Below are 19454 nucleotides of genomic sequence, written 5' to 3'. Positions count from 1 at the left end.
TATCTGTATGAATATAATTCGACCTGAAAAATATTCTGGCTGACAGTCGATAACGCTTTAGTTTTCACCTTTTTCAGGTCAATGCTCATGCATGTTAATAAAAAGCTAACAATATGTTTGCAGGTGTTTTTTTATCTGCACTTCACGTTTTGTAATGCCTTCTTGTTTTCGTTTCCTGCACATGCTGAAACAAATCAGAACGTAGAAATCAATACAAAGAGTGGTGAAAATAATATTGCCGGGGTGCTCTCTGGTGCCGGGGCATTATTAAGTCAGGATAATAAAAGCGACGCTATTATAAACTCATTAATTAATAGCGGTTCAGGTAAAGCCACAAATGAAATTCAACAGTGGTTACAACAATTTGGCACGGCCAGTGTGAATATTGGCCTTGATCAGAACTTTTCGCTGGAGAGTGCGAATCTGGATCTGCTGCTCCCGCTGTATGATGATAAAGGCGGTAATCTATTATTCACGCAACTGGGTGGACGACGCGAAGATGACCGTAACTTCCTCAACGTGGGTCTTGGTTATCGTTACTTTGCTGATAGCTGGATGTGGGGGGTTAACGCCTTCTATGACCAGCAAATATCCGGCAATACGCACCAGCGAATGGGTGTCGGCGGCGAACTGGGTTGGGATTTTTTAAAGCTCAGTGCTAACGGTTATAAGCGCCTTTCCGGGTGGAAAACTTCCTCTGAGCATCAGGATTACGAAGAGCGCGTAGCAGACGGTTATGATGTGCGTACAGAGGGGTATTTACCCGTTCATCCTCAGCTTGGTGCAAAACTGGTCTGGGAGCAATATTATGGCGACGATGTTGCATTGTTTGGTGATGACGATGATGACCGCCAAAAAAATCCTTATGCGGTTACTGCTGGAATTAACTATACCCCATTCCCCCTTATTTCATTTGGGCTTAACCAAAAAATGGGTAAGGGTGATCAAAATGATACACAAGTTGAACTTAATGTTAACTGGATGCCGGGTGTACCTATTGCAACACAGCTAGACTCCGAAAAAGTTAAAGAGCGTCGTACATTACTCGGCAGTCGAATGGATCTGGTTAATCGTAATAATAATATTGTGCTGGAATACCGTAAGCAGGAGCTTATTTCGCTCTCGCTTCCTGAGCGTATTGAAGGCGTTGAATCAAAAACAGTGCCTGTTACTGTGAGCGTTAAGACGAAATACCCTGTCGATCATATTGTCTGGCAAGACGATAATCTGGTTAAAAATGGCGGGAAAATTAGTGAGAAAAATGGCGCCTGGTTTGTTGTATTACCGCACTATGAGCAAAATAGCGCTGAGAAAAATAGGTATGTGGTTTCAGCAACGGCTTATGACAATCGGGGGAATAAATCTGATACCGCGTATATGACCGTGGCGGTGAATGGATTTGATGTCACTCAGGTCACTTCCGATACCACGTCCGAAAGTACACATTTGCCAGCCGATGGCGTGAGTACCACGCAAATCATAGTGACGCTCACATCCGGTGGCGGGCAGAAAATTACGGGGCTTGCCCGTCATCTGAGCAGCCAGTTACTCCGTGCGTCTGCACGCAAAAAGACCTTCAGTGCAGACCCGGTTAGCGAGAAAATGACAGCGTTCAGGGAACAGTCCGCCGGGGTGTATGTAAGTACGTTCACCAGCGGAAATGTGCCGGGGGATGTGACAATCCAGCCGTTGTACGATACGACGAAGCTGAATAAAACTGTGGTCACTCTTGATGCGATGGACGACTCTCAACATTTTGACCGTCTTGAGGCGTCAAAAAATTCGGCACTGGCGAACGGTCAGGATGCGATTACGCTGACGGCGCATGTGGTGAATGCGGCGAATGAACCGGTACAAGGTGCGCAGGTTAAATGGCTGGGGGATAACTCGCACGCCGTTTTCTCCGCAGCGCAAAGCCGCAGTGATGCACAAGGTAATGCAACGGTATCGGTCACCAGTGACGATGTCGTTCGCCTGACGGTCAACACGCAACTGGAAAATGGCCAATCGATGACAGGCCCTGCGTTGCAATTTACCGCGGATGCCGGTTCCGCCGTCGTGACGCATCTTGAAGCGGATAAGACCGTCGCCAAAGCGGATAATCAGGATACGATCACGCTTAACGCGGTGGTGACAGATGCCAACCGGCACCCGCTGGTTAATCAGCCTGTGCAATGGGCGATAAACTCTGCAAATACGTCGGTACATCTCGCGGATAAACAGAGCAACACCAATGAACAAGGGGTTGCGACGATCACCATCGCCTCGGCAAAAGCCGGGCAGGGAGTGGTTTCCGCCACTGCCGGTAATAGCGAGACCGTCACCTCCGACAAACTCACCTTTGTTGCCGATAGCGAAAGCGCGACCCTCGGTGCCCTCACAGCCAGTAAAACCAGCGCGCTGGCGAACGGGCAGGATGCGATCTCCCTTCAAGTCAAAGTGGAAGATGCCAACAAAAACCCAGTGAAGGGTGCGACAGTCGACTGGTCTGCGGGTAGCGCAACCGCCCGCCTTTCCGGGACATCCACTGAAACTAACGCGCTCGGGATAGCGACCATTGAGGTTACTTCAGCAGATATTGAAACGCTTGAAGTGATGGCGACGATGGGCGGACAAACGCAAACCTCTCCTGCACTGAGCTTTACCGTGGATAGCACAACGGCAGTGGTGAATACGCTGAATGTCGATAAATCTCAGGCGACAGCCAATAACAACGACCGTATTACGCTAACGGCTAAAGTCGTCGATGCTAACGATCATCCGGTTCCTGCATCAGCGTTGCAGTGGTCCATTGTTCAGGGGCAAGGCACGTTGAGCGCATCGCAGAATGCGACAAATGAATCCGGTATGGGGTCAGTGACACTCACCGCCACGCAGCAAGGAACGGTTGTTGTCTCGGTGAATACTGCGACGGGAACCGCGGTGAATTCGCCTGAGTTGGCTTTTGTTGCTGATACGGCTACTGGCAAGGTTTCGCAGGTGACCACGGATAAAACAACCGCTGTGGCCGATGGTAAAGACAAGGTGACGTATACCGCAACCGTGACGGATGCGAATGGCAATCCGCTTCAGGGAATGGATGTAAACTGGAACGTCACACCTTCTTTCGCGAAACCGTCTTCAACAACGTCCCGGACAGGCGCAGACGGCACTGCATCAGTCAGTGTAACAACGCTAAAAGCCGCAGATGTCAGCCTAACCGCGCAGGCTGGAACAGGATCCGCCTGGAATGCGCCAGTGGTGACATTCACTGCCGATAGCACGACAGCACAGATTGGAGACCTTTCTGTAAGCAAAACGACCGCACTGGCGAACGGCGTGGACAGTATCACGCTCACTGGCGTGGTAACGGATACAAACGGTAATCCAGTGAGCGGTGAGACGGCGGTCTGGTCTGTGGTGCCAGCGACAGGTGTACTTTCCTCGACAACGAGTGAATCTGATGCCCGGGGAAATGTGTCGGTTACCCTGAAATCAGACCTGGTCGCGGATTATCGTGTGAAAGCGACTGTTAATGGGCATGAAGAAACTTCTGACAGCGTGTCGTTTACCGCTGATACCACAACTGCCGCGATTCGTACTCTGGTTGCGGATAAAACCAGCGATATAGCTGCGGGCAATGACACCGTGACCTTAACGGCAACTGTACTGGACAACAGCAATCATCCGGTACCTGGGGCGACAGTTTTGTGGTCAGGCGATAACCCGAATGGCGTATTCAGTGAAAGCAGCAGTACAACAGACAGCGACGGTAAATCTTCAGTGACCTGGAGCAGCACACTGGCGAAAGAGACACTGATTACGGCAAAGAGCAGTAATAACAGTGAGAAGGCCCTACAGCTTCACGTTGTGCCCGATCTCCAGAGCGCGATTCCGGTTACTGTTGTCGCGGATAAATCCAGCGCTGCGGCTAACAGCACGGATCAAATTGCCTTAACCGCAACGGTTAAGGATCGGTATGGCAATGCTGTTCACCAGGCAAATGTGGGCTGGCAGGTGACGCCGGCGGGTGATTATCAATTATCAGCAACGGAGCAGACAGCGGATGACGCAGGCCAGTCAGTTGTCACGCTGTCGAGTGCGGATGTCGTTGCCTGCAGAGCGGTTGCCACGTTCAATGGCGTCAATAAACCTTCAGCGACGTTACGCTATGTGGCTGATGTCGCAACAGAGCACGTGTCTCAGATAGTCGCCAGCAAGACGGCGGATATTGTTGCCGGTAAAGATGTCATTACGCTCCAGGCTACCGTGGTGGATGACGATGATCATCCGGTTAGCGATGCCGTTGTGCATTGGGGGACGGATAACGAAAGTGGTGAGTTCCGGCCCGCAGATAGCAGTACGACGAATAGCGAAGGTATCGCCGAAATTACATTCACCGCCAGCACAGCGTTGCCGACGAGGATTGGTGCAGGGATTAACCATACGCAAGAGACACTGACGGTAAACTACATCGGTAACGCAGAGACCGCGATGTTATCCACTATCAAAGCGGATAAATCGAAAGCGGTAGCGGACAACACTGAGCGTGTTACCTGGTCGACAACGGTCAAAGATGCCAATGGTAATGTCCTGCCGGGGGTAACGGTGAACTGGCGCAGCGATTCTGCCGCCATGACGTTATCAGGCAACAGTAGTGTGACGGATGCGAACGGTATTGCGACGGTAAGTGGCACAACAACAAAAGCGGGTGATGTTGTGATGACGGCGACACTGCCGACGAGGGGGCTGTCGCTTTCCGCGGGTAAAGTGAGTTTCGTTGGTGATGTTAAAACCGCTGGGCTGGTGTCACTGAGCGCAGATAAATCGGTTGCCCTGAGCAACGGCATGGATTCAGCTAAATACACCGTTGTGGTAAAAGACGTTAACCAGAACCTTGTTCCGGATGCGTCAATAAGCTGGCAAACCACGATGAACAATCTGTCGGCTGCCAGTACCAAAACTAATGCCTCTGGTATCGCGACCGTTAAGCTCTCGGGTCATGGGGTGGGGATGGCTACTGTTAGCGCCTCGGTTAACAGTTCAACATTGTCTGACAGCAGTGTGAAATTTATCAACATCATTGAAGATACATGGGTGATTAATAGCAACAGTTCAAGCTATTCATCGGCCTCGATTGGTGGGTATCCCTCTCTGGGCTTTGTTACCGTTGCGCCGACCAATGGCCCGACATCCCTGGCGTGGGCACCGAGCGGGTATGCGGCTGTGTCAACGCCGGTGATCCTGACGGATGGTAGCGGCAAGCAGTATTCCGTTAATCTGAAAGGATACCGACAGTCTGACTGCTCTCAGAGGCCATTGAATGCCGCTGTTGGGTGCAATGGTGGTAGCGGTATGCGCGCTAAATTCACTTATGCTCGCACAGATAATCCGGATTTACCTGCCGGACATTACACCGGGTTGGTCCACTTCCTGGGTAAAGACTGGCATACCAGCTATGCCTTTGAATACAGGTTAACGATGGATCTGACAGTGTACTAACGCTAAAAAACTTGCGTAAATACCAGGGAAAAGCGAGTCTGATGGCTCGCTTTTTTGTCTCTGCAGAAAGGAGCAGCAATGCATTACCCGGTGAATGTATTTACAGGCAAGGTAAGGGAATACGACGGTAGCCGCCCGAGCGCCATCGCCAAAGTGCAGGTCGACGGTGAGCTGACGTTAACCGAGCTTGGGCTTGCGGGCGACGAGCAGGCCGAGAAGAAAATCCATGGCGGGCCCGAGCGCGCGCTGTGCCACTATCCGCGCGAGCACTATCAATACTGGATAACCGAATTCCCCGAGCAGGCAGACCTCTTTGTCGCACCAGCCTTTGGCGAGAACCTCTCCACCGAAGGGCTGACGGAGAGAAATGTTTTTATCGGTGATATCTACCGCTGGGGCGATGCCCTGATTCAGGTGACGCAACCGCGCTCACCGTGCTTCAAACTTAACTACCATTTTGGCATCAGCGATATGTCTGCCCAACTGCAAACGGCAGGCAAAACCGGCTGGCTGTATCGCGTGGTGCTGGCAGGGCAGGTCTCTGCGGACGCGCCGCTGGAACTGGCATCACGCCTGAGTGATGTCTCGGTGTACGACGCCTGCGCAATAGCCTGGCATATGCCGTTTGATGACGACCAGTATCATCGCCTTCTGTCGGCGGCGGGGTTATCAACGAGCTGGACAAGAACGATGCAGAAGCGGCGTATAAGTGGGAAGATCGAGGACAATTCGCGGCGATTGTGGGGGAAATAGCGGTTTCCGCAAAAACGAGAGTGCCCGCCTGAATCAAGAGGACACCGCCTTTATGGCGCTGTCCTCGCTAATCATGAACTTGATACCTGGCCCACAAAAATAACGTCAGCCTGCCGAAAAAACTTGAGAATTTTCTCCGCTCAAATATTGTGTCTTCAAATTGGTTTAAACCAGATTGCGAGACATGAAAGAAAAAAACTATGTTGATCTCCTGAGGGACCGCTTCGAAAGTTGGCTAGCGGCTAATGATTTTCCGCCGGGCTCCAGACTTCCCTCCGAGCGCGAATTGTGCGAATTGCTTGATGCGAAACGCATGACCTTAAGGCAGGTTTTAATTGAGCTTGAGGTCGCGGCGCGCATTTTCCGCAAGAACCGCAGCGGGTGGTTCATCTCTCCCCGTCGATTCATCTACAACCCAAAATCGCTCTCCAGTTTTAATGCGGAGGCGCGTGCACAGGGACGAAAACCTTCCTGGGGTTATTTGACCAAAGACGTTGTCGATACTGTACCTCGTCATATTGAGAAAGCTTTTTCTTCTTCCAGGGCTCCCTGCCTGATTACCGGCTGGTGCGGACTGGATGATCATAAAGTTTTTTACCATGAGTCCTGGATTGATGCCGAAACCGCCCCGGGCTTTATGGCGAAGCTGGAAAATCACGCTTTTTCTAAAGTCTGGGAAGAACATTTTGGGCTTGCCTTAACCATCAAAGAGATGATTTTCAAACCCGTCAATATGCCTGAGCTTGCCTGCAAAGAGTTGGGCGTAGCACCCAATACGTACGGTATTTTGGTAGAGAAGCATCGTGCCACCTCTGAAAAAAAAGTGGTTCAGGTGGATCTGGAGTACTGGAGACTTGAATCCGTCGAACTGGTTATTCGTGATGAGTGAGAAAAATTATGGAAAACGTTATCAGAGAAAAACTCGCTGAGCGTGCAAAAAACATCCGTCTTTATTTGCATGCCTATGCCTTTCATTTAAATATGCGTTACGAGAGAATTCTTCCTGAAGATTTACTGGATATTGCACATCAGAATCATTTATCGGGTGTGAAAGTGCATGTTGAAGACGGTGAATCCTTTTCACTGAGAAATATGCGGCCAGAGCAGTTGGTCTCTTTTAAAAAGAAAGCCGAACAATACGGGCTGGATATTCATATTGAGACCAGCGCATCAGATAAAAAGACACTGGATGAGGCTATTGCTATTGCGCAGGCCACAGGTGCTACCTCTGTCAGATTTTATCCACGTTATGAAGGGTATTTAAATTCAGTACTGGAAAAAATCGCGCAGGATATCGCTTATCTGGCGCAGTTTGATAATAGCGGTATCCAGTTTACGATTGAACAGCATGAAGATCTCAAAGGACATGAGCTGGTTACGCTGGTAAAAAACAGTGGTATGAAGAACCTCTCAATACTCTTTGACTTTGGCAATATGATTAATGCGAACGAAGAGCCAATGGCTGCGTTACGGACTATGTCGCCTTACATCACTCAGGTTCATATCAAGGATGCCAGAGTGATAAAAGAGGGTAAAGGATGGGCGCATGAAGCCTGCCGTACAGGGCTCGGTGATCTCCCTGTAGAGATGATGTTGCGAGAACTTTTACTGTTGGGTGACGACCAGGCCCAGGTCACTTCTTTTGGTCTTGAAGAAGAGGTTGATTATTACGCGCCAGCATTTCGTTTTGATGATGAAGGAGATAACCCGTGGATACCGTGGCGTGACGCAAGTTTTACGCCGCTTCCTGATAATGAACTGGTTGACGCTCGTCTGGCACAGGAAAAAGAGTATGCTATTTCTCAAATTGAGTTCATTCGTAATTTGTGCGCTAAATTTATAAATATAAAACAACCTGCTTAATTAATTTAACAGTGTCTTATGGCTTCCTTTTTCAGGGATGGCCTGGATTCTTATATATTACAGAACGGTTTTCTCTCAAAATTGTAGTGAGGGTGTCGAATATGTTCATGAATAAATGGGCTCGTCTGTGCTTTTTGGTATTAGGTGGTGGAACGATATTTAAGCTTTCCAGCATGAAGGATGTTTTTTATGTCCCAATGCAAAGTGACTGGGGGCTGACAAACACACAAATAGGGCTCAGTTTTACGGTATATACGATTGTACAAACCACGGGGCTTTTCCTCTCTCTCTATATTGCCGACCGCTATTCTAAGAAGATCCTTCTGCCCTTCGGGTTAATTGGTGTCGGGCTGTGTGGTCTCTATTTATCCACGCTACCGTCTTTCACTGGCTATCTCATTTGCTTTGCGGCGATGGCCTTCTTTGCTGATGTCGTTTACTGGCCAGTATTATTAAAAGCCGTTCGCCTGTTAGGAACAAAAGAAGAACAGGGGCGGTTGTTCGGGCTTCTGGAAGCAGGACGTGGTGTGGTGGACGTTATTGTGGCTTCTGGCGCGCTGTTTGTCTTTGTTCACTTTGGTGAAGGGAAAGCGGGGATGCAGGCTGGTTTGCTCTACTACACGATTATCACCCTGATGGCCGGCGTTATCACCTACTTCATCGTTGATGATGATCATGTCAAAAAAGCGGATGGAAGCAGCGCAAACATTGAAACCCTGAAAGGGATTAAGCATGTATTGACCTGCCCGAATGTCTGGTTAGCGGCATTTGGTATCTTCTTTGTGTATGCAGCTTACTGTGGTTTGACCTATTTCATCCCGTTCCTGAAAGACATCTACATGCTCCCGGTTGCGCTGGTAGGGGCGTACGGGATCATTAACCAGTATGCCCTCAAAATGGTGGGTGGGCCGGTGGGTGGTTTCCTGGCAGATAAAGTGGCTAAGTCTCCCACGGTCTACCTGAAATGGACGTTCTTGATTTCTGCCGTTGCGATGATGTTGTTTATGCAACTCCCTCATCAGTCGATGAACGTTTACATCGGGATGGTTGCAACATTAGGGTTTGGTGCCATCATCTTCTCGCAGCGCGCCATCTTCTTTGCCCCGATGGATGAAATTGGAACCCCACGGCAGTATGCCGGTTCGGCAATGGCATTTGGTTGTATTATCGGCTATATGCCCGCGATGTTTGCGTACACACTCTACGGCTGGATTCTGGATAACTTTAAAGGGATCACCGGATACAACTATGTCTTCAGCGTGATGATTGCTTTCAGTCTTTCAGGATTTGTTTGCTCGACATTACTGGTGAAACGCATCAAAAAACAGAAAGTTATGTCAGTCAGTGAGGCGGCATAAGATCATGAACAGCGTCCCCCGATGCAACATCGGGGGACGTGGGGTCAGGAACGTTTATACAGTGGCAGCCACAGCGTTAACCGCAATCCGCCCAGTGGGCTGTCGTCGGCTTTCACCCAACCGCGGTGCTGCTGCATGGCGGTTTCAACAATCGCCAGACCCAGCCCCGTGCCGCCAGATTCGCGGTCACGTGCCTCGTCGGTACGGTAGAACGGTCGGAAAATTTGCTCGCGGTCTTCCGGACTCACACCAGGGCCATCGTCATCCACGATGACGGTGATCCCGTCTTTATCAACCGAGAAGGCGACCTCAATTTTCGTATGCGAGTAGCGCAGGGCGTTACGTACGATGTTCTCCAGCGCGCTTTCCAGCGTGTTGGGGTTACCATACAGCGGCCATGGCCCCGGCGGGAAGTTGACGGTGAACGATTTGCCCATCTGTTCTGCTTCAAAGGCCGCGTTGTCTAACACTTCATGCCACAGATGATTGGCTTTCACCGTCTCGCTGACCAGCGCGTTTTTCTGCTGATTGCGCGACATCACCAGCAGATCGTTGATCATGCTGTCCAGACGATGCGCTTCCGTTTCAATACGTTCCAGCTCTTTGCTCTCGCCACTGCGACGACGGAGCAGGGCGGTGCCAAGCTGTAGTCGTGTTAGCGGGGTACGCAGCTCGTGCGAGATATCCGAAAGCAGCCGTTGCTGCGCCGTCATCATACGCTCCAGCGCGCTCACCATCTGGTTGAAACTGGCGCCTGCGGCAAGGAACTCTTGTGGTCCGGATTCCAGCTCAGGATGCTGTCTCAGATTGCCCTGCGCCACTTCATCGGCGGCATTTTTCAACTTACGCGCTGGTTTTGCCAGGCTCCACGCCAGCCATAACAGCAGCGGCGAGCTGACCAGCATAGTGACAATCAGCAACAGGAGAGGACGGTCAAATAGCAGGTTGATAAAATCAGACTGGGAATTACTCGCCGGACGGATCAAGTAGAGCTGATAATTATCCTCCCCGTCCCTGACAGAGAAAGGCCCCACCATCTCAACGCGGCCATATTTCTTCTTCTGGGGGTGATCGGCGTTATCTGCCTGACCGATAAAGTTACGGATAATCTGCATTTCATTGCGATCAGCACCAATCACACGGCCTTCACTGGTGACCAGCAGCAGGCGCTGCCCGGGTGGTGCCCACTTGTCGATAGCGCGAAACAGCCTGCGCCACCACATCAAATCGTTTGGCGGGTCATTTGCCAGCTCGGCTTCGACGTGCTGCTCGATCATCACGCCCTGACGTTGCTCGCTGTCGAGAAGCTCCGTCATCTGGCGTGAGTCGAGTTTTGGCAACATCAGTACGAGCATTAAAACCAGTGCCAGCGTCAGCCAGAAGATGGCGAAGATGCGGGCGGTTAAGCTTCCTATCATGAAGCGGAGACCATCAGATAACCGCGACCACGCAGGGTTTTAAACCATGGATGACCGTCTTTACGCTCCGGCAGCTTACGGCGCAGGTTAGAGATGTGCATGTCGATGGCGCGGTCAAACGGCGTGAGACGCTTGCCCAGCACTTCCTGGCTCAGATGTTCACGCGATACCACCTGGCCGAGATGTTGCGCCAGCAGATAAAGCAGGGTGAACTCCGTGCCAGTCAATTCCAGCGCCTGGCCGTCGAAGCTGGCTTCCTGGCGGCCTGGGTTCAGGCTCAGGGAGTCCACTTCCAGAGTCGGCGAACTGTTATCGGTATTCTGCTGCTGCTCGCTCCAGTGGGAACGACGCAGAATAGCGCGAATACGGGCAACCAGTTCACGGTCGTTGAACGGTTTCGGTAAATAGTCATCCGCACCCAGCTCAAGGCCGAGAACGCGGTCAAGTTCGCTGCCGCGCGCGGTCAGCATAATGACGGGTGTCTGGTGTGTCTGGCGAAGCTCTTTCAGCGTATCAATGCCGTTTTTCTTCGGCATCATGACGTCGAGCAAAAGTAAATCGATGCTGTCGTCAAGGAGACTCAGCGCCTGCTCGCCATCATGGGCAACCAGAACGTTGAAACCTTCCATGTCGAGCAACTCCTTTAAAAGGGATGTGAGCTCTCGGTCATCATCAACTAACAGGATTTTATTCATTGTTTAAATACCTCCGAGGCAGAAATTACGACATCAAGGCTGTCTAATCCATGACTTTACGTTGTTTTACACCCCCTGACGCATGTTTGCAGCCTGAATCGTAGACTGTCTCTCGTTGAATCGCGACACGAAAGATTTTGGGAGCAAGTGATGCGCAAAGTTACCGCTGCCGTCATGGCCTCAACGCTGGCGTTCAGTGCGTTTAGCCAGGCTGCTGTAGCTATCATCAGCGATAACGGTTCCTCACAAGAGGACACAACGCAGCACAGTAGCCAAAGCCATATGTTTGACGGCATAAGTTTAACCGAACATCAGCGTCAACAGATGCGAGATCTGATGCAGAGGGCAAGGCATGACCAGCCCCCTGTTAATGTTAGCGAAATGGAGACAATGCATCGCCTTGTCACCGCAGAAAATTTTGACGAAAGCGCTGTACGCGCTCAGGCCGAGAAAATGGCACAGGAACAGGTTGCCCGCCAGGTAGAGATGGCGAAGGTCCGCAACCAAATGTTCCACCTGCTAACGCCCGAGCAGCAAGCGGTTTTGAACACCAAACATCAGCAGCGTATGGACCAGTTGCGTGAGGTTGCACGGATGCAGCGAAACTCGGAAACGACGTTTTTCAGTAGCAATAGCAGTACCCGTAGTAACCAGTAAACCCTGTTTTCCTTGCCATAGACACCATCCCTGTCTTCCCCCACATGATGTGGGGGTTTTTTTTATCAGGTACTTAGAAAAAATCCATTATAAATCAACCTTTATTGCAACAGCCATAAGCAGTTACAAGAAGGATATAGCGTTACGGGTGTAGACAAGATGTAGACAACATTGTCACACCGCCAACCCGCCGCCGAGAGGGTTTAACGTTACTGCGTGTTGCAGGTAATCAGGTGCAAGGTGAGCATAAACCATCGTCTGTTGTATGCTGGCGTGCCCCAGAATTTGCTGTAACGCAATAATGTTCCCCCCGTTCATCATGAACCAGCTTGCAAATGTATGCCGAAGCACATGCGTGGCCTGCCCGCGTGGTAAATCGGGCTTAACCTGTCTGAGCCGTTCGCAGAAGTTTTCATAGTCAACTTTGAACAGTGGCCCGGTGTCGCTGGTCTTGATCTCTTTCTCCAGTTCTTCCGATATGGGAACCGTGCGCTTTTTCCCATTTTTGGTCTTAAGGAACGTCACGCGTCCGTGATTAACCTGCTCACCGCGCAGCGTGCTGCCTTCACCCCAGCGTGCGCCAGTGCTGAGGCATAGCAGTGCTACGCGTCGATCGTCGCCGGTCAGAGTGTCCAGTAATTTGCTGATCTCTGATTTGGCGAGATAGGTCATAGCTGGGGGCGCTTCTTTCAGTGGTTCCAGACCCTTACAGGGGTTATCCTTCCTGAACTCTTCCAGCTTTATCAACGTGCTGAACATCCCGGACAAACGGTAAATATCCCGATTGATCGTTGCTGCACTGATACCGTCTTCCAGCCTTTGGCTTCGGTGCTGTGCAATCATTCGCTTGTTCAGTCGGTTAACGGCTGGATCACCCAACGCCCTGATCGTTTTATTCAGGTGCCGTTTTTCAATCTCGCCATTTTCCTGAGTCTGTCCATACAGCAGCCACCAGGTATCTAACAACTCGCTTAAGGTGCGGCGGTCAACGCTCGCGCCCAGCCATTCTTTTTTGTCGGCGTTGGCTAGTACATAACGCTCAAAAAGAACTGCCTCTTGTTTCTTCTCAAATCGCCTGCGGATACGTTTTCCGTTACGTCCGCGCGGCCATACGTCCACTTCATATTGACCACCTTCGAGCTTCTTAATCGACATAAGAAAGCCCTCTGGCGTTTATTTCTCCATCCTGATAACAGATAGTGAAAATGTAATGTTTATAAACGGTTAACCAGTTTGTTTCTCGGAGCGGTCTGATCCAGTTGACTCTGGCCCAATGTGTGCGAGGGCCGGTGCGATTTGACCAGCTTGAGGGGCGGTCTTATCTGTCATGAGCCAGAGCGTGTATTTTGCAAAGCGGGGATGTTGTGTGATCTTTAACAAGATTTCACTACCAACGCCTTCTCTTCTCCCCATCTCGTAATGCTTTTGAGTGCCTGCCGGAATACCTGTCAATTCAAAGAATTGAGTTCTGGATAGCCCTTCTGCATCCCTTATAGCTCGAATTTTTTCCCCAATCCCGCTTGACTGGGTCTCATTTGATACCATATCCTTCTCCTTGTTGGGTCTCAATTGATACCATTAAGATGAAATGGCAACCGCCAATATAAGCAGTTACAAGCCGAAATAAGCGCCTAGCGCCAATGGGGATTATGACACATGACTGAGAAAGTTTTAGAGGGGTTCATTGAAGTGCGTCACGCCGTTGACGCAGTTCCATACCCAAAATTCGCCGAGTTAATCGGTAAGAAGCCCGCCACGGTTAAGAGCATGATTGAAGACGGTAAGTTGCCGATCATCCCATGGAAGAACCCGGAAAGCCTGGGCGCCCGTGCTGAGAACTGGATCTATATTCCTGAGTTCAACCGCGCAATGCGTGACGCCTACTACAACCGTCCGAGAGAGCAGCGCGACGCTTGGTTGCTGTGGATCGGTCTTTGAGGTTATCGCGATGAGCCAGAAAACAGCCAACCACGAAAACCGGGTGCGTGAATGTAACAATATTCTGGACACCCATTTAAAAGATATGCAAACGGGCTTCATGATTCGCACCAATAGCGGCGAGTTTATGATCAGGGATAAAAAGCTGATTAAGAAAATAACCAAAGACGTGGCGCGCCATGTTGATGGTGAATTGCTTAAATTGGGAATGTGAGGGGGCTTTTGTGGCTGTGCAATTAATACAGTTAAGTCGTCACTCATATTTATATCGTGGCTTCACGATTCAAAAGTGCCCGCGTAATCCATTTACGTTTAAGCACTCTTATCGTATTTCCAGCAATGGCGATTATTACGGGCGTGACTTTGCTTTAGCGGAAGCCATGCGCACGGTTGATCAGATGTATAAGCAAGGGGGCAGTAATGCACGATGAAGGCCCATCACTGGCAAGCCTGCTTAAGCACGGGTGCCAGGTTACACACTTCAAAAACTCACGCGGCTGGCTGGAAACACCAGACGGGCAATTCTTTAAACCTGAGCCTAGCAAGGTTCAATTTATTAAGGGAATGAGTAAGCCCTTTGTTTATACGAAGAAGATAAACAAAGGATTGCTTTTTAACCTTGTTAATTCTTTGAGAGATTTAATCGGCTAACAACGTCAGTTAAATAGTAATTAAAAAACAGTCTTCACTGTCGTCACTTAATTAAGTGATGGCGCTTTCACTCATCCTAAAAAGGATAAATAGAATGTTTAATAAACTGTTTGGAAAAAAAGTAGCAGCGGCAAAAGTTGAACTTAAGAAAGTGGAAAATCGCGATCTTATGGAAGCTATTGTCGGCGGTTGTCTTTTGGTATCTGCCGCCGATGGCGAGATCGAAAAAGAAGAAACCAGCAAGCTGGATCAGCTTATCCGCTCTAACCCGCGCCTTGCGCATTTCGGCAATGAAATTACATCCACCATCAACCGCTATACGGAACAGCTTGAAGCTGGCTTCCGCGTTGGCCGCATGAACATTTTGCGCGAAATCGACGACATCAAAAACGATCCGAAAGAAGCCGAAGAAGTTTTCGTCAACATGCTGACTATCGCCGAAGCGGAAGGCCAGATCGAACCAGAAGAACAGAAGGTGCTGGAAGAGGTCGGGCGCCGTCTGGGGCTGCGTGTTGAGGATTATCTCTGATGCTGCGCGTGCTGGATTCACTACGTCCGGCGCTGGCCCTGCTGTTGGCCTTCATGGTCGTAGCAGTGGATTTCACCAGCTACCTGCTTTCGGTGATTGGCGACGCCTTCTTCGTTGGCGCTCTTCTTCTCCTTGTCTGGCCTGCCCTCAAGTCAGCTAACCAATCAGCGGATCACCAGTAACAGATTGCCGGGGAAACCCGGCAATTTCTGAGGCTTCGAATCATGACTAAACGCGATCAATATAACTTCATCCTGCACGTTCTCTTACCTGCTGTTGAGCGTGAAGGGCTGACGATTAAAACCCGCCGCGATGGTGAGTTAACCCTTTCTTCTGACGATCCCTCTGTTTCCTGCTTTATCGACGACATGCGCCAGCGCCTTACCACGGCGTTGCAGCATCCGGCTGTTCCATCTTCCCCTTACGGAGTCCTGTAAAATGATCCGCCCGTTCATCAAATGGGCAGGGGGTAAAACCCGTGTCCTTCCTGACCTGCTGCCACACCTTCCTACAGCCGACTGCCTGATCGAACCGTTCGTAGGCGGCGCGTCGGTATTTCTGGCGACTGAATACCGCCGCTATGTGCTGGCTGATATCAACCCAGATCTTATTAACCTGTATCGGGAAGTCACCCGTTACCCGGACTTAGTGATCGATGCGGCCCGCGAACTGTTCAACAGTAAGAACAGCCCGCAGGGATACAACGAAGTCCGCGCCGCGTTCAATAAGCAGGTGGGTACGGTAAAAAGCGGTGGGTTGCGTTATGGCGCTGAAATGGCGTGCATTATGCGCGCTGCTCAATTCCTGTATCTGAATCGCCACGGTTATAACGGCTTATGCCGATACAGCCGGAAGACCGGCTTTAACGTGCCGTTTGGCAAGTATAAGAGCGTCTACTTTCCAGAAAATGAAATCCGCCTGTTTGCCGAAAAGGCCAACGATACAAAGGCAATATTTCTTTGCGCGCCGTTCCAGCGTTCTCTACAGGTCGTCACGGGTGGCGATGTTCTCGTTTACTGCGATCCGCCTTACCTGCCTGAAAGCAAAACAGCCGATTTTACCCAATACCACACCGAACCATTCACGGAAGACAACCACCGCCAGTTAGTCCAGGCACTGCTGGAAGTTAACCGTAAGCATGGCGTGAAGGTCGTCATTTCCAACAGCGACACCGAAGCCACCCGCGCGATTTATCAGCCCTTCAAGATGCACGAAATCAGCGTGCAACGTTCCGTCAGCACTGACAAAGACAACCGACAGAAGGCCAAAGAAGTGATCGGCGTGCTGCCTGTCTGCGACTGCTGCGGGCGTTACGGCGGGGGTTGCCCTGATTGTGGCGCCGTGATGGGTGATGCGACTTACAACGCGATGGTTGCGGCGGGCACGTTTGACGATCTGGAGGCTTTTTAATGGCAAAAATCTATATCGCTGGCCCGATGAGCGGTTTGCCTGGATTCAATCGGCAGGCATTTAACCGTGCAGCCGGGCACGTAGTGCGACGCGGAAACGTTGCCCTTAATCCGGCGATTTTGCCGGATGGATTAGAGCAGGCGGAATACATGGATATTTGCTTCGCCATGTTGCGTTGTGCTGACGAGATCTTCTTGCTGGATGGCTGGCAGCAGTCTGCCGGGGCAAGAGCAGAATACGCGTTAGCTCAAAAGCTGGGGTTGAAGATCCAGCACCAGACGATCGATCGGTTCGCGGGGGCGTAATGACCGCCGTAACCCGTGGCCGTCGCGCGCCCTCTCCACCTCCACCGTATCCGGGTAGCGCTGACAATGCTATCCCTTACGCTTATGGCGGGAACAAACCATACCAGCCGATTGGCGTTGATGTAGCGCCGGGGCTGGATGGTTTCGACTATCTCACGCCGGACGGCACGCGTAAGCATATTGCGTTCAGTGAACTGGTAGCGGAAGACGAAAAGCCGGAACGCAGTAAGCTGCTGCGTCGCCGTCTGGCTTCTCTTCCGCAGTATATCCGCCGTCACTTTGCCGCGAAGCTGGATGCGCTGGACGCGAAAGACCGTAAAGCGGCAGATCTCTGGCTGGTTAATACCTTTGAGCGCCACGTATTAACGCGTATTGATAGCGTCAACAGTGTTTACCAGCCTGATACTGTGATGCCCGGCATTCTGCTACCAATCCGCGATCAGCTTTTCCGTATGCTTTGGGCAGGGAAAAAAGAGTTAAAAAGACTGGCTTATACGCTTGCCGATATCTTTACGAGCGAGTTTATACGCGAGTCCGATCACCAGTTGGCGCGCACCGGCGATCCTGAGTTCGCGGCGCTTTCTGGCTATGGCCGTATTGCGTCGCTGGCGGTGCATCTGAAAACGCCGATCCCAGGTTGGACAGCATATTGCAATGAAGAACTTGAAGCGGAGGACGCGTTACGCGCGGTTCTCCGTCTTGAGTCACCGCAGTGGTGGTTAAACCGCCTGCGCCGTATCCATGCCCGGTGGCGTGAGCATTTGATGATCGCAGCGGGATACGTCCAGAAAAAATCTTCCCCATACAGTAGCGCCCCGTGCCTTACGGAATGGCTGGCCCAGAAAAAGGCTAACCGTGAATACCTCAAGGCTATGGAACTGGAAGACCAGGACACGGGCGAGCGCATTTCACTGATCGATAAAGTCGCCGGCAGTGTTGCCAATCCGGCCAACCGTCGCCGCGAACTCATGACGAGAATGCGCGGCTTTGAAGATCTGGCGAAGCTGGAAGGGTTGGCCGGTGATTTCTACACGCTGACAGCACCTTCCCGTTACCACTCCATGCAGCATAACGGGCGCCGCAATAATAAATACTGTGGCGCGTCGCCGCGCGAGACGCAGCAATATCTTTGCAAAGTCTGGGCGAGAACCCGCGCAGCTTGGAAGAGAAAAGGGATCCGCGTCTTTGGTTTCCGCGTGGTCGAACCGCACCACGATGCAACGCCCCACTGGCATTTACTTCTTTTTATGCGCCCGGAATGCGTCGAGCAGGCGCGCGAAATCTTCCGTAAATATGCCCTGAAAGAAGACGGCAACGAACCGGGAGCGCAGGAAAACCGCTTTCAGGTTGTGCCGATCGACGATGCCCACGGCAGCGCAACCGGCTACATAGCGAAATACATTTCGAAGAATATCGACGGCTTCGCGCTGGATGGTGAGAAGGACGACGAAACCGGGGAAGACCTGAAAGAAATGTCACTCCGCGTTAGCGCGTGGGCATCGCGCTGGGCTATTCGCCAGTTTCAGCAGATCGGCGGTGCGCCGGTCACGGTATATCGGGAACTTCGCCGCCTGGGCGATCGCGAACTGGTGTTGCACCCTGAACTGGAAACCGCCCGGCAGGCCGCTAACGGTGGCGAATGGGATAACTACGTATTAGCCCAGGGTGGCCCGTTGGTTGAGCGCGATAAGCTGCGCATCCGTCTGAACTATGAAACCACTGAAAACGGCAACGCCTACGGCGATAACGTCCAGCGAATCACTGGTATTTACTGCCCGATTACGGGCAATGACTCTTTGATCTTCACCCGCACCACTCAATACAAAATTGTGCCGAAGCGCCAGAGCGCTGACGGTGTGGCCGTTGACGTTGGTTTTTCAGGCGGCAGCGCCGCCCCTCGGAGTTCTGTCAATAACTGTACGCGGGATCCCGCGACAGGTGCAGACGGTCTTGAACATGCCGATCACGAAGTGGGCGAGACGGTGAATTTTGATGCTCTTTCACGGCAAGAAAAGCGGGAACTGGCGCAGCGGTTAAGTGACGATGTACGGGCTAAGCGGAAAACGCGGCCACCGGAACGGGAAGAGGGAGCAAAGCTATCAATCAAAGAGCAGCAGATTAGTGAACTGCTGGCGCTGCGTGGGATTGATGCCAGCACCGGAATGGTCAGATCAATAATGGCCGGAGCGTCAATCGCTTGCGGCGATCTCGTTTTGACCGTGCAAAATGGGCGGCTAGTTTCCAGCAACCGCGCAGCATCTGGGGTAGATAAATTGGCATCTGAAAAAATGGCAGTTAAGAAAAAATCTGACGAGCTTCTCAATCGTTGGAAAGTGGCTGTAAAAATTAACAGGGGTTAGTTGACAAAATCAAAATTCTGCACCATTATCCCGGTT

At 51.2% G+C, this 19454-nt stretch carries 20 protein-coding genes; 16 read left to right on the top strand and 4 right to left on the bottom strand.

Annotated elements, in window-relative coordinates; translation table 11 throughout:
- The first annotated feature begins 81 nt into the window (after positions 1-81).
- The 5 genes from V6E55_RS13430 (at position 82) to V6E55_RS13410 (ending at position 9455) form a co-directional block, all read left to right on the top strand.
- Entirely contained in the window at positions 82-5481 is a 5400-nt protein-coding gene (locus V6E55_RS13430) for an Ig-like domain-containing protein (protein WP_316943053.1), read from the top strand.
- Positions 5482-5559: 78 nt separating this feature from the next.
- A complete protein-coding gene (gene yiiM / locus V6E55_RS13425; RefSeq protein ID WP_129994712.1) occupies positions 5560-6234 on the top strand; it encodes a 6-hydroxyaminopurine reductase in 675 nt (224 codons plus the stop codon).
- A 184-nt stretch (positions 6235-6418) separates the two neighbouring features.
- The gene (locus V6E55_RS13420) at positions 6419-7123 is read left to right on the top strand and encodes a UTRA domain-containing protein (protein WP_316943052.1); all 705 of its coding nucleotides are present in this window, start codon (positions 6419-6421) and stop codon (positions 7121-7123) included.
- A gap of 8 nt (positions 7124-7131) precedes the next feature.
- Positions 7132-8097: a sugar phosphate isomerase/epimerase family protein gene (locus V6E55_RS13415; protein WP_316943051.1), complete on the top strand. Its 966-nt coding sequence runs from the start codon at positions 7132-7134 to the stop codon at positions 8095-8097.
- 107 nt (positions 8098-8204) lie between these two features.
- Positions 8205-9455 carry an MFS transporter gene (locus V6E55_RS13410; RefSeq protein ID WP_129997035.1) on the top strand — a complete coding sequence of 417 codons (1251 nt, stop codon included), beginning with the start codon at positions 8205-8207 and terminating at the stop codon, positions 9453-9455.
- 44 nt (positions 9456-9499) lie between these two features.
- Here V6E55_RS13410 and cpxA read toward each other — a convergent pair whose 3' ends face one another.
- Positions 9500-10873: an envelope stress sensor histidine kinase CpxA gene (gene cpxA, locus V6E55_RS13405; protein WP_014072363.1), complete on the bottom strand. Its 1374-nt coding sequence runs from the start codon at positions 10871-10873 to the stop codon at positions 9500-9502.
- A complete protein-coding gene (gene cpxR, locus V6E55_RS13400) occupies positions 10870-11568 on the bottom strand; it encodes an envelope stress response regulator transcription factor CpxR (RefSeq protein ID WP_028018126.1) in 699 nt (232 codons plus the stop codon). The genes cpxA and cpxR overlap by 4 nt, the downstream gene beginning before the upstream one ends.
- Positions 11569-11718: 150 nt before the next feature.
- Here cpxR and cpxP point away from each other — a divergent pair, with 150 nt between their 5' ends.
- Entirely contained in the window at positions 11719-12225 is a 507-nt protein-coding gene (gene cpxP / locus V6E55_RS13395) for a cell-envelope stress modulator CpxP (RefSeq protein WP_114980026.1), read from the top strand.
- A 174-nt stretch (positions 12226-12399) separates the two neighbouring features.
- Here the strand turns inward: cpxP and V6E55_RS13390 are convergent, their stop codons facing one another.
- Positions 12400-13380: a phage integrase gene (locus V6E55_RS13390; protein ID WP_016246739.1), complete on the bottom strand. Its 981-nt coding sequence runs from the start codon at positions 13378-13380 to the stop codon at positions 12400-12402.
- A gap of 69 nt (positions 13381-13449) precedes the next feature.
- Positions 13450-13770: a helix-turn-helix domain-containing protein gene (locus tag V6E55_RS13385; RefSeq protein ID WP_016246740.1), complete on the bottom strand. Its 321-nt coding sequence runs from the start codon at positions 13768-13770 to the stop codon at positions 13450-13452.
- Between the two features lie 111 nt (positions 13771-13881).
- On the opposite strand from V6E55_RS13385, the gene V6E55_RS13380 reads away from it, so the two are divergent.
- The 10 genes from V6E55_RS13380 (at position 13882) to V6E55_RS13335 (ending at position 19418) form a co-directional block, all read left to right on the top strand.
- Complete coding sequence (locus tag V6E55_RS13380) at positions 13882-14163, top strand: Cox family DNA-binding protein (protein WP_316943050.1); 282 nt, start codon at positions 13882-13884, stop codon at positions 14161-14163.
- Between the two features lie 10 nt (positions 14164-14173).
- Positions 14174-14377 carry a hypothetical protein gene (locus V6E55_RS13375; protein WP_054623566.1) on the top strand — a complete coding sequence of 68 codons (204 nt, stop codon included), beginning with the start codon at positions 14174-14176 and terminating at the stop codon, positions 14375-14377.
- Positions 14378-14387: 10 nt separating this feature from the next.
- Positions 14388-14594, top strand: a complete 207-nt coding sequence (locus V6E55_RS13370) for a DUF4761 family protein (protein WP_000290619.1) — start codon at positions 14388-14390, stop codon at positions 14592-14594.
- Complete coding sequence (locus V6E55_RS13365) at positions 14584-14814, top strand: phage filamentation protein Fil family protein (RefSeq protein WP_048275527.1); 231 nt, start codon at positions 14584-14586, stop codon at positions 14812-14814. Before V6E55_RS13370 ends, V6E55_RS13365 begins: the two co-directional genes overlap by 11 nt.
- Before the next feature lie 94 nt (positions 14815-14908).
- The gene (locus V6E55_RS13360; RefSeq protein WP_316943049.1) at positions 14909-15343 is read left to right on the top strand and encodes a tellurite resistance TerB family protein; all 435 of its coding nucleotides are present in this window, start codon (positions 14909-14911) and stop codon (positions 15341-15343) included.
- The gene (locus tag V6E55_RS13355; RefSeq protein WP_000946669.1) at positions 15343-15525 is read left to right on the top strand and encodes a DUF3927 family protein; all 183 of its coding nucleotides are present in this window, start codon (positions 15343-15345) and stop codon (positions 15523-15525) included. The genes V6E55_RS13360 and V6E55_RS13355 overlap by 1 nt, the downstream gene beginning before the upstream one ends.
- A 42-nt stretch (positions 15526-15567) precedes the next feature.
- Positions 15568-15780 carry a hypothetical protein gene (locus tag V6E55_RS13350; protein WP_316943048.1) on the top strand — a complete coding sequence of 71 codons (213 nt, stop codon included), beginning with the start codon at positions 15568-15570 and terminating at the stop codon, positions 15778-15780.
- 1 nt (position 15781) lies between these two features.
- On the top strand, positions 15782-16753 hold the full coding sequence (locus tag V6E55_RS13345; protein WP_000620903.1) for a DNA adenine methylase: 972 nt from the start codon (positions 15782-15784) through the stop codon (positions 16751-16753).
- The gene (locus V6E55_RS13340) at positions 16753-17058 is read left to right on the top strand and encodes a DUF4406 domain-containing protein (protein WP_316943047.1); all 306 of its coding nucleotides are present in this window, start codon (positions 16753-16755) and stop codon (positions 17056-17058) included. The genes V6E55_RS13345 and V6E55_RS13340 overlap by 1 nt, the downstream gene beginning before the upstream one ends.
- Positions 17058-19418 carry a replication endonuclease gene (locus tag V6E55_RS13335; RefSeq protein ID WP_316943046.1) on the top strand — a complete coding sequence of 787 codons (2361 nt, stop codon included), beginning with the start codon at positions 17058-17060 and terminating at the stop codon, positions 19416-19418. The genes V6E55_RS13340 and V6E55_RS13335 overlap by 1 nt, the downstream gene beginning before the upstream one ends.
- Positions 19419-19454: the final 36 nt, after the last annotated feature.

This window comes from Enterobacter sp. 342 (genome assembly GCF_036663495.1).
Lineage (GTDB): Bacteria > Pseudomonadota > Gammaproteobacteria > Enterobacterales > Enterobacteriaceae > Enterobacter.
The sequence above is the reverse complement of the archived record's forward strand: the minus strand, read 5'-3'. Positions and strand labels throughout refer to the sequence as shown.

What these genes read in the sequence shown, in the direction of transcription:
- V6E55_RS13420 (WP_316943052.1), top strand. Translation starts at nt 6,419, where the DNA reads ATGAAAGAAAAAAACTATGTTGATCTCCTGAGGGACCGCTTCGAAAGT.
- yiiM (WP_129994712.1), top strand. Translation starts at nt 5,560, where the DNA reads ATGCATTACCCGGTGAATGTATTTACAGGCAAGGTAAGGGAATACGAC.
- V6E55_RS13410 (WP_129997035.1), top strand. Translation starts at nt 8,205, where the DNA reads ATGAATAAATGGGCTCGTCTGTGCTTTTTGGTATTAGGTGGTGGAACG.
- V6E55_RS13430 (WP_316943053.1), top strand. Translation starts at nt 82, where the DNA reads ATGCTCATGCATGTTAATAAAAAGCTAACAATATGTTTGCAGGTGTTT.
- V6E55_RS13380 (WP_316943050.1), top strand. Translation starts at nt 13,882, where the DNA reads ATGACTGAGAAAGTTTTAGAGGGGTTCATTGAAGTGCGTCACGCCGTT.
- cpxR (WP_028018126.1), bottom strand. Translation starts at nt 11,568, where the DNA reads ATGAATAAAATCCTGTTAGTTGATGATGACCGAGAGCTCACATCCCTT.
- V6E55_RS13340 (WP_316943047.1), top strand. Translation starts at nt 16,753, where the DNA reads ATGGCAAAAATCTATATCGCTGGCCCGATGAGCGGTTTGCCTGGATTC.
- V6E55_RS13415 (WP_316943051.1), top strand. Translation starts at nt 7,132, where the DNA reads ATGGAAAACGTTATCAGAGAAAAACTCGCTGAGCGTGCAAAAAACATC.
- V6E55_RS13390 (WP_016246739.1), bottom strand. Translation starts at nt 13,380, where the DNA reads ATGTCGATTAAGAAGCTCGAAGGTGGTCAATATGAAGTGGACGTATGG.
- cpxA (WP_014072363.1), bottom strand. Translation starts at nt 10,873, where the DNA reads ATGATAGGAAGCTTAACCGCCCGCATCTTCGCCATCTTCTGGCTGACG.
- V6E55_RS13350 (WP_316943048.1), top strand. Translation starts at nt 15,568, where the DNA reads ATGACTAAACGCGATCAATATAACTTCATCCTGCACGTTCTCTTACCT.
- V6E55_RS13345 (WP_000620903.1), top strand. Translation starts at nt 15,782, where the DNA reads ATGATCCGCCCGTTCATCAAATGGGCAGGGGGTAAAACCCGTGTCCTT.
- V6E55_RS13375 (WP_054623566.1), top strand. Translation starts at nt 14,174, where the DNA reads ATGAGCCAGAAAACAGCCAACCACGAAAACCGGGTGCGTGAATGTAAC.
- V6E55_RS13385 (WP_016246740.1), bottom strand. Translation starts at nt 13,770, where the DNA reads ATGGTATCAAATGAGACCCAGTCAAGCGGGATTGGGGAAAAAATTCGA.
- V6E55_RS13365 (WP_048275527.1), top strand. Translation starts at nt 14,584, where the DNA reads ATGCACGATGAAGGCCCATCACTGGCAAGCCTGCTTAAGCACGGGTGC.
- V6E55_RS13355 (WP_000946669.1), top strand. Translation starts at nt 15,343, where the DNA reads ATGCTGCGCGTGCTGGATTCACTACGTCCGGCGCTGGCCCTGCTGTTG.
- V6E55_RS13335 (WP_316943046.1), top strand. Translation starts at nt 17,058, where the DNA reads ATGACCGCCGTAACCCGTGGCCGTCGCGCGCCCTCTCCACCTCCACCG.
- V6E55_RS13360 (WP_316943049.1), top strand. Translation starts at nt 14,909, where the DNA reads ATGTTTAATAAACTGTTTGGAAAAAAAGTAGCAGCGGCAAAAGTTGAA.
- cpxP (WP_114980026.1), top strand. Translation starts at nt 11,719, where the DNA reads ATGCGCAAAGTTACCGCTGCCGTCATGGCCTCAACGCTGGCGTTCAGT.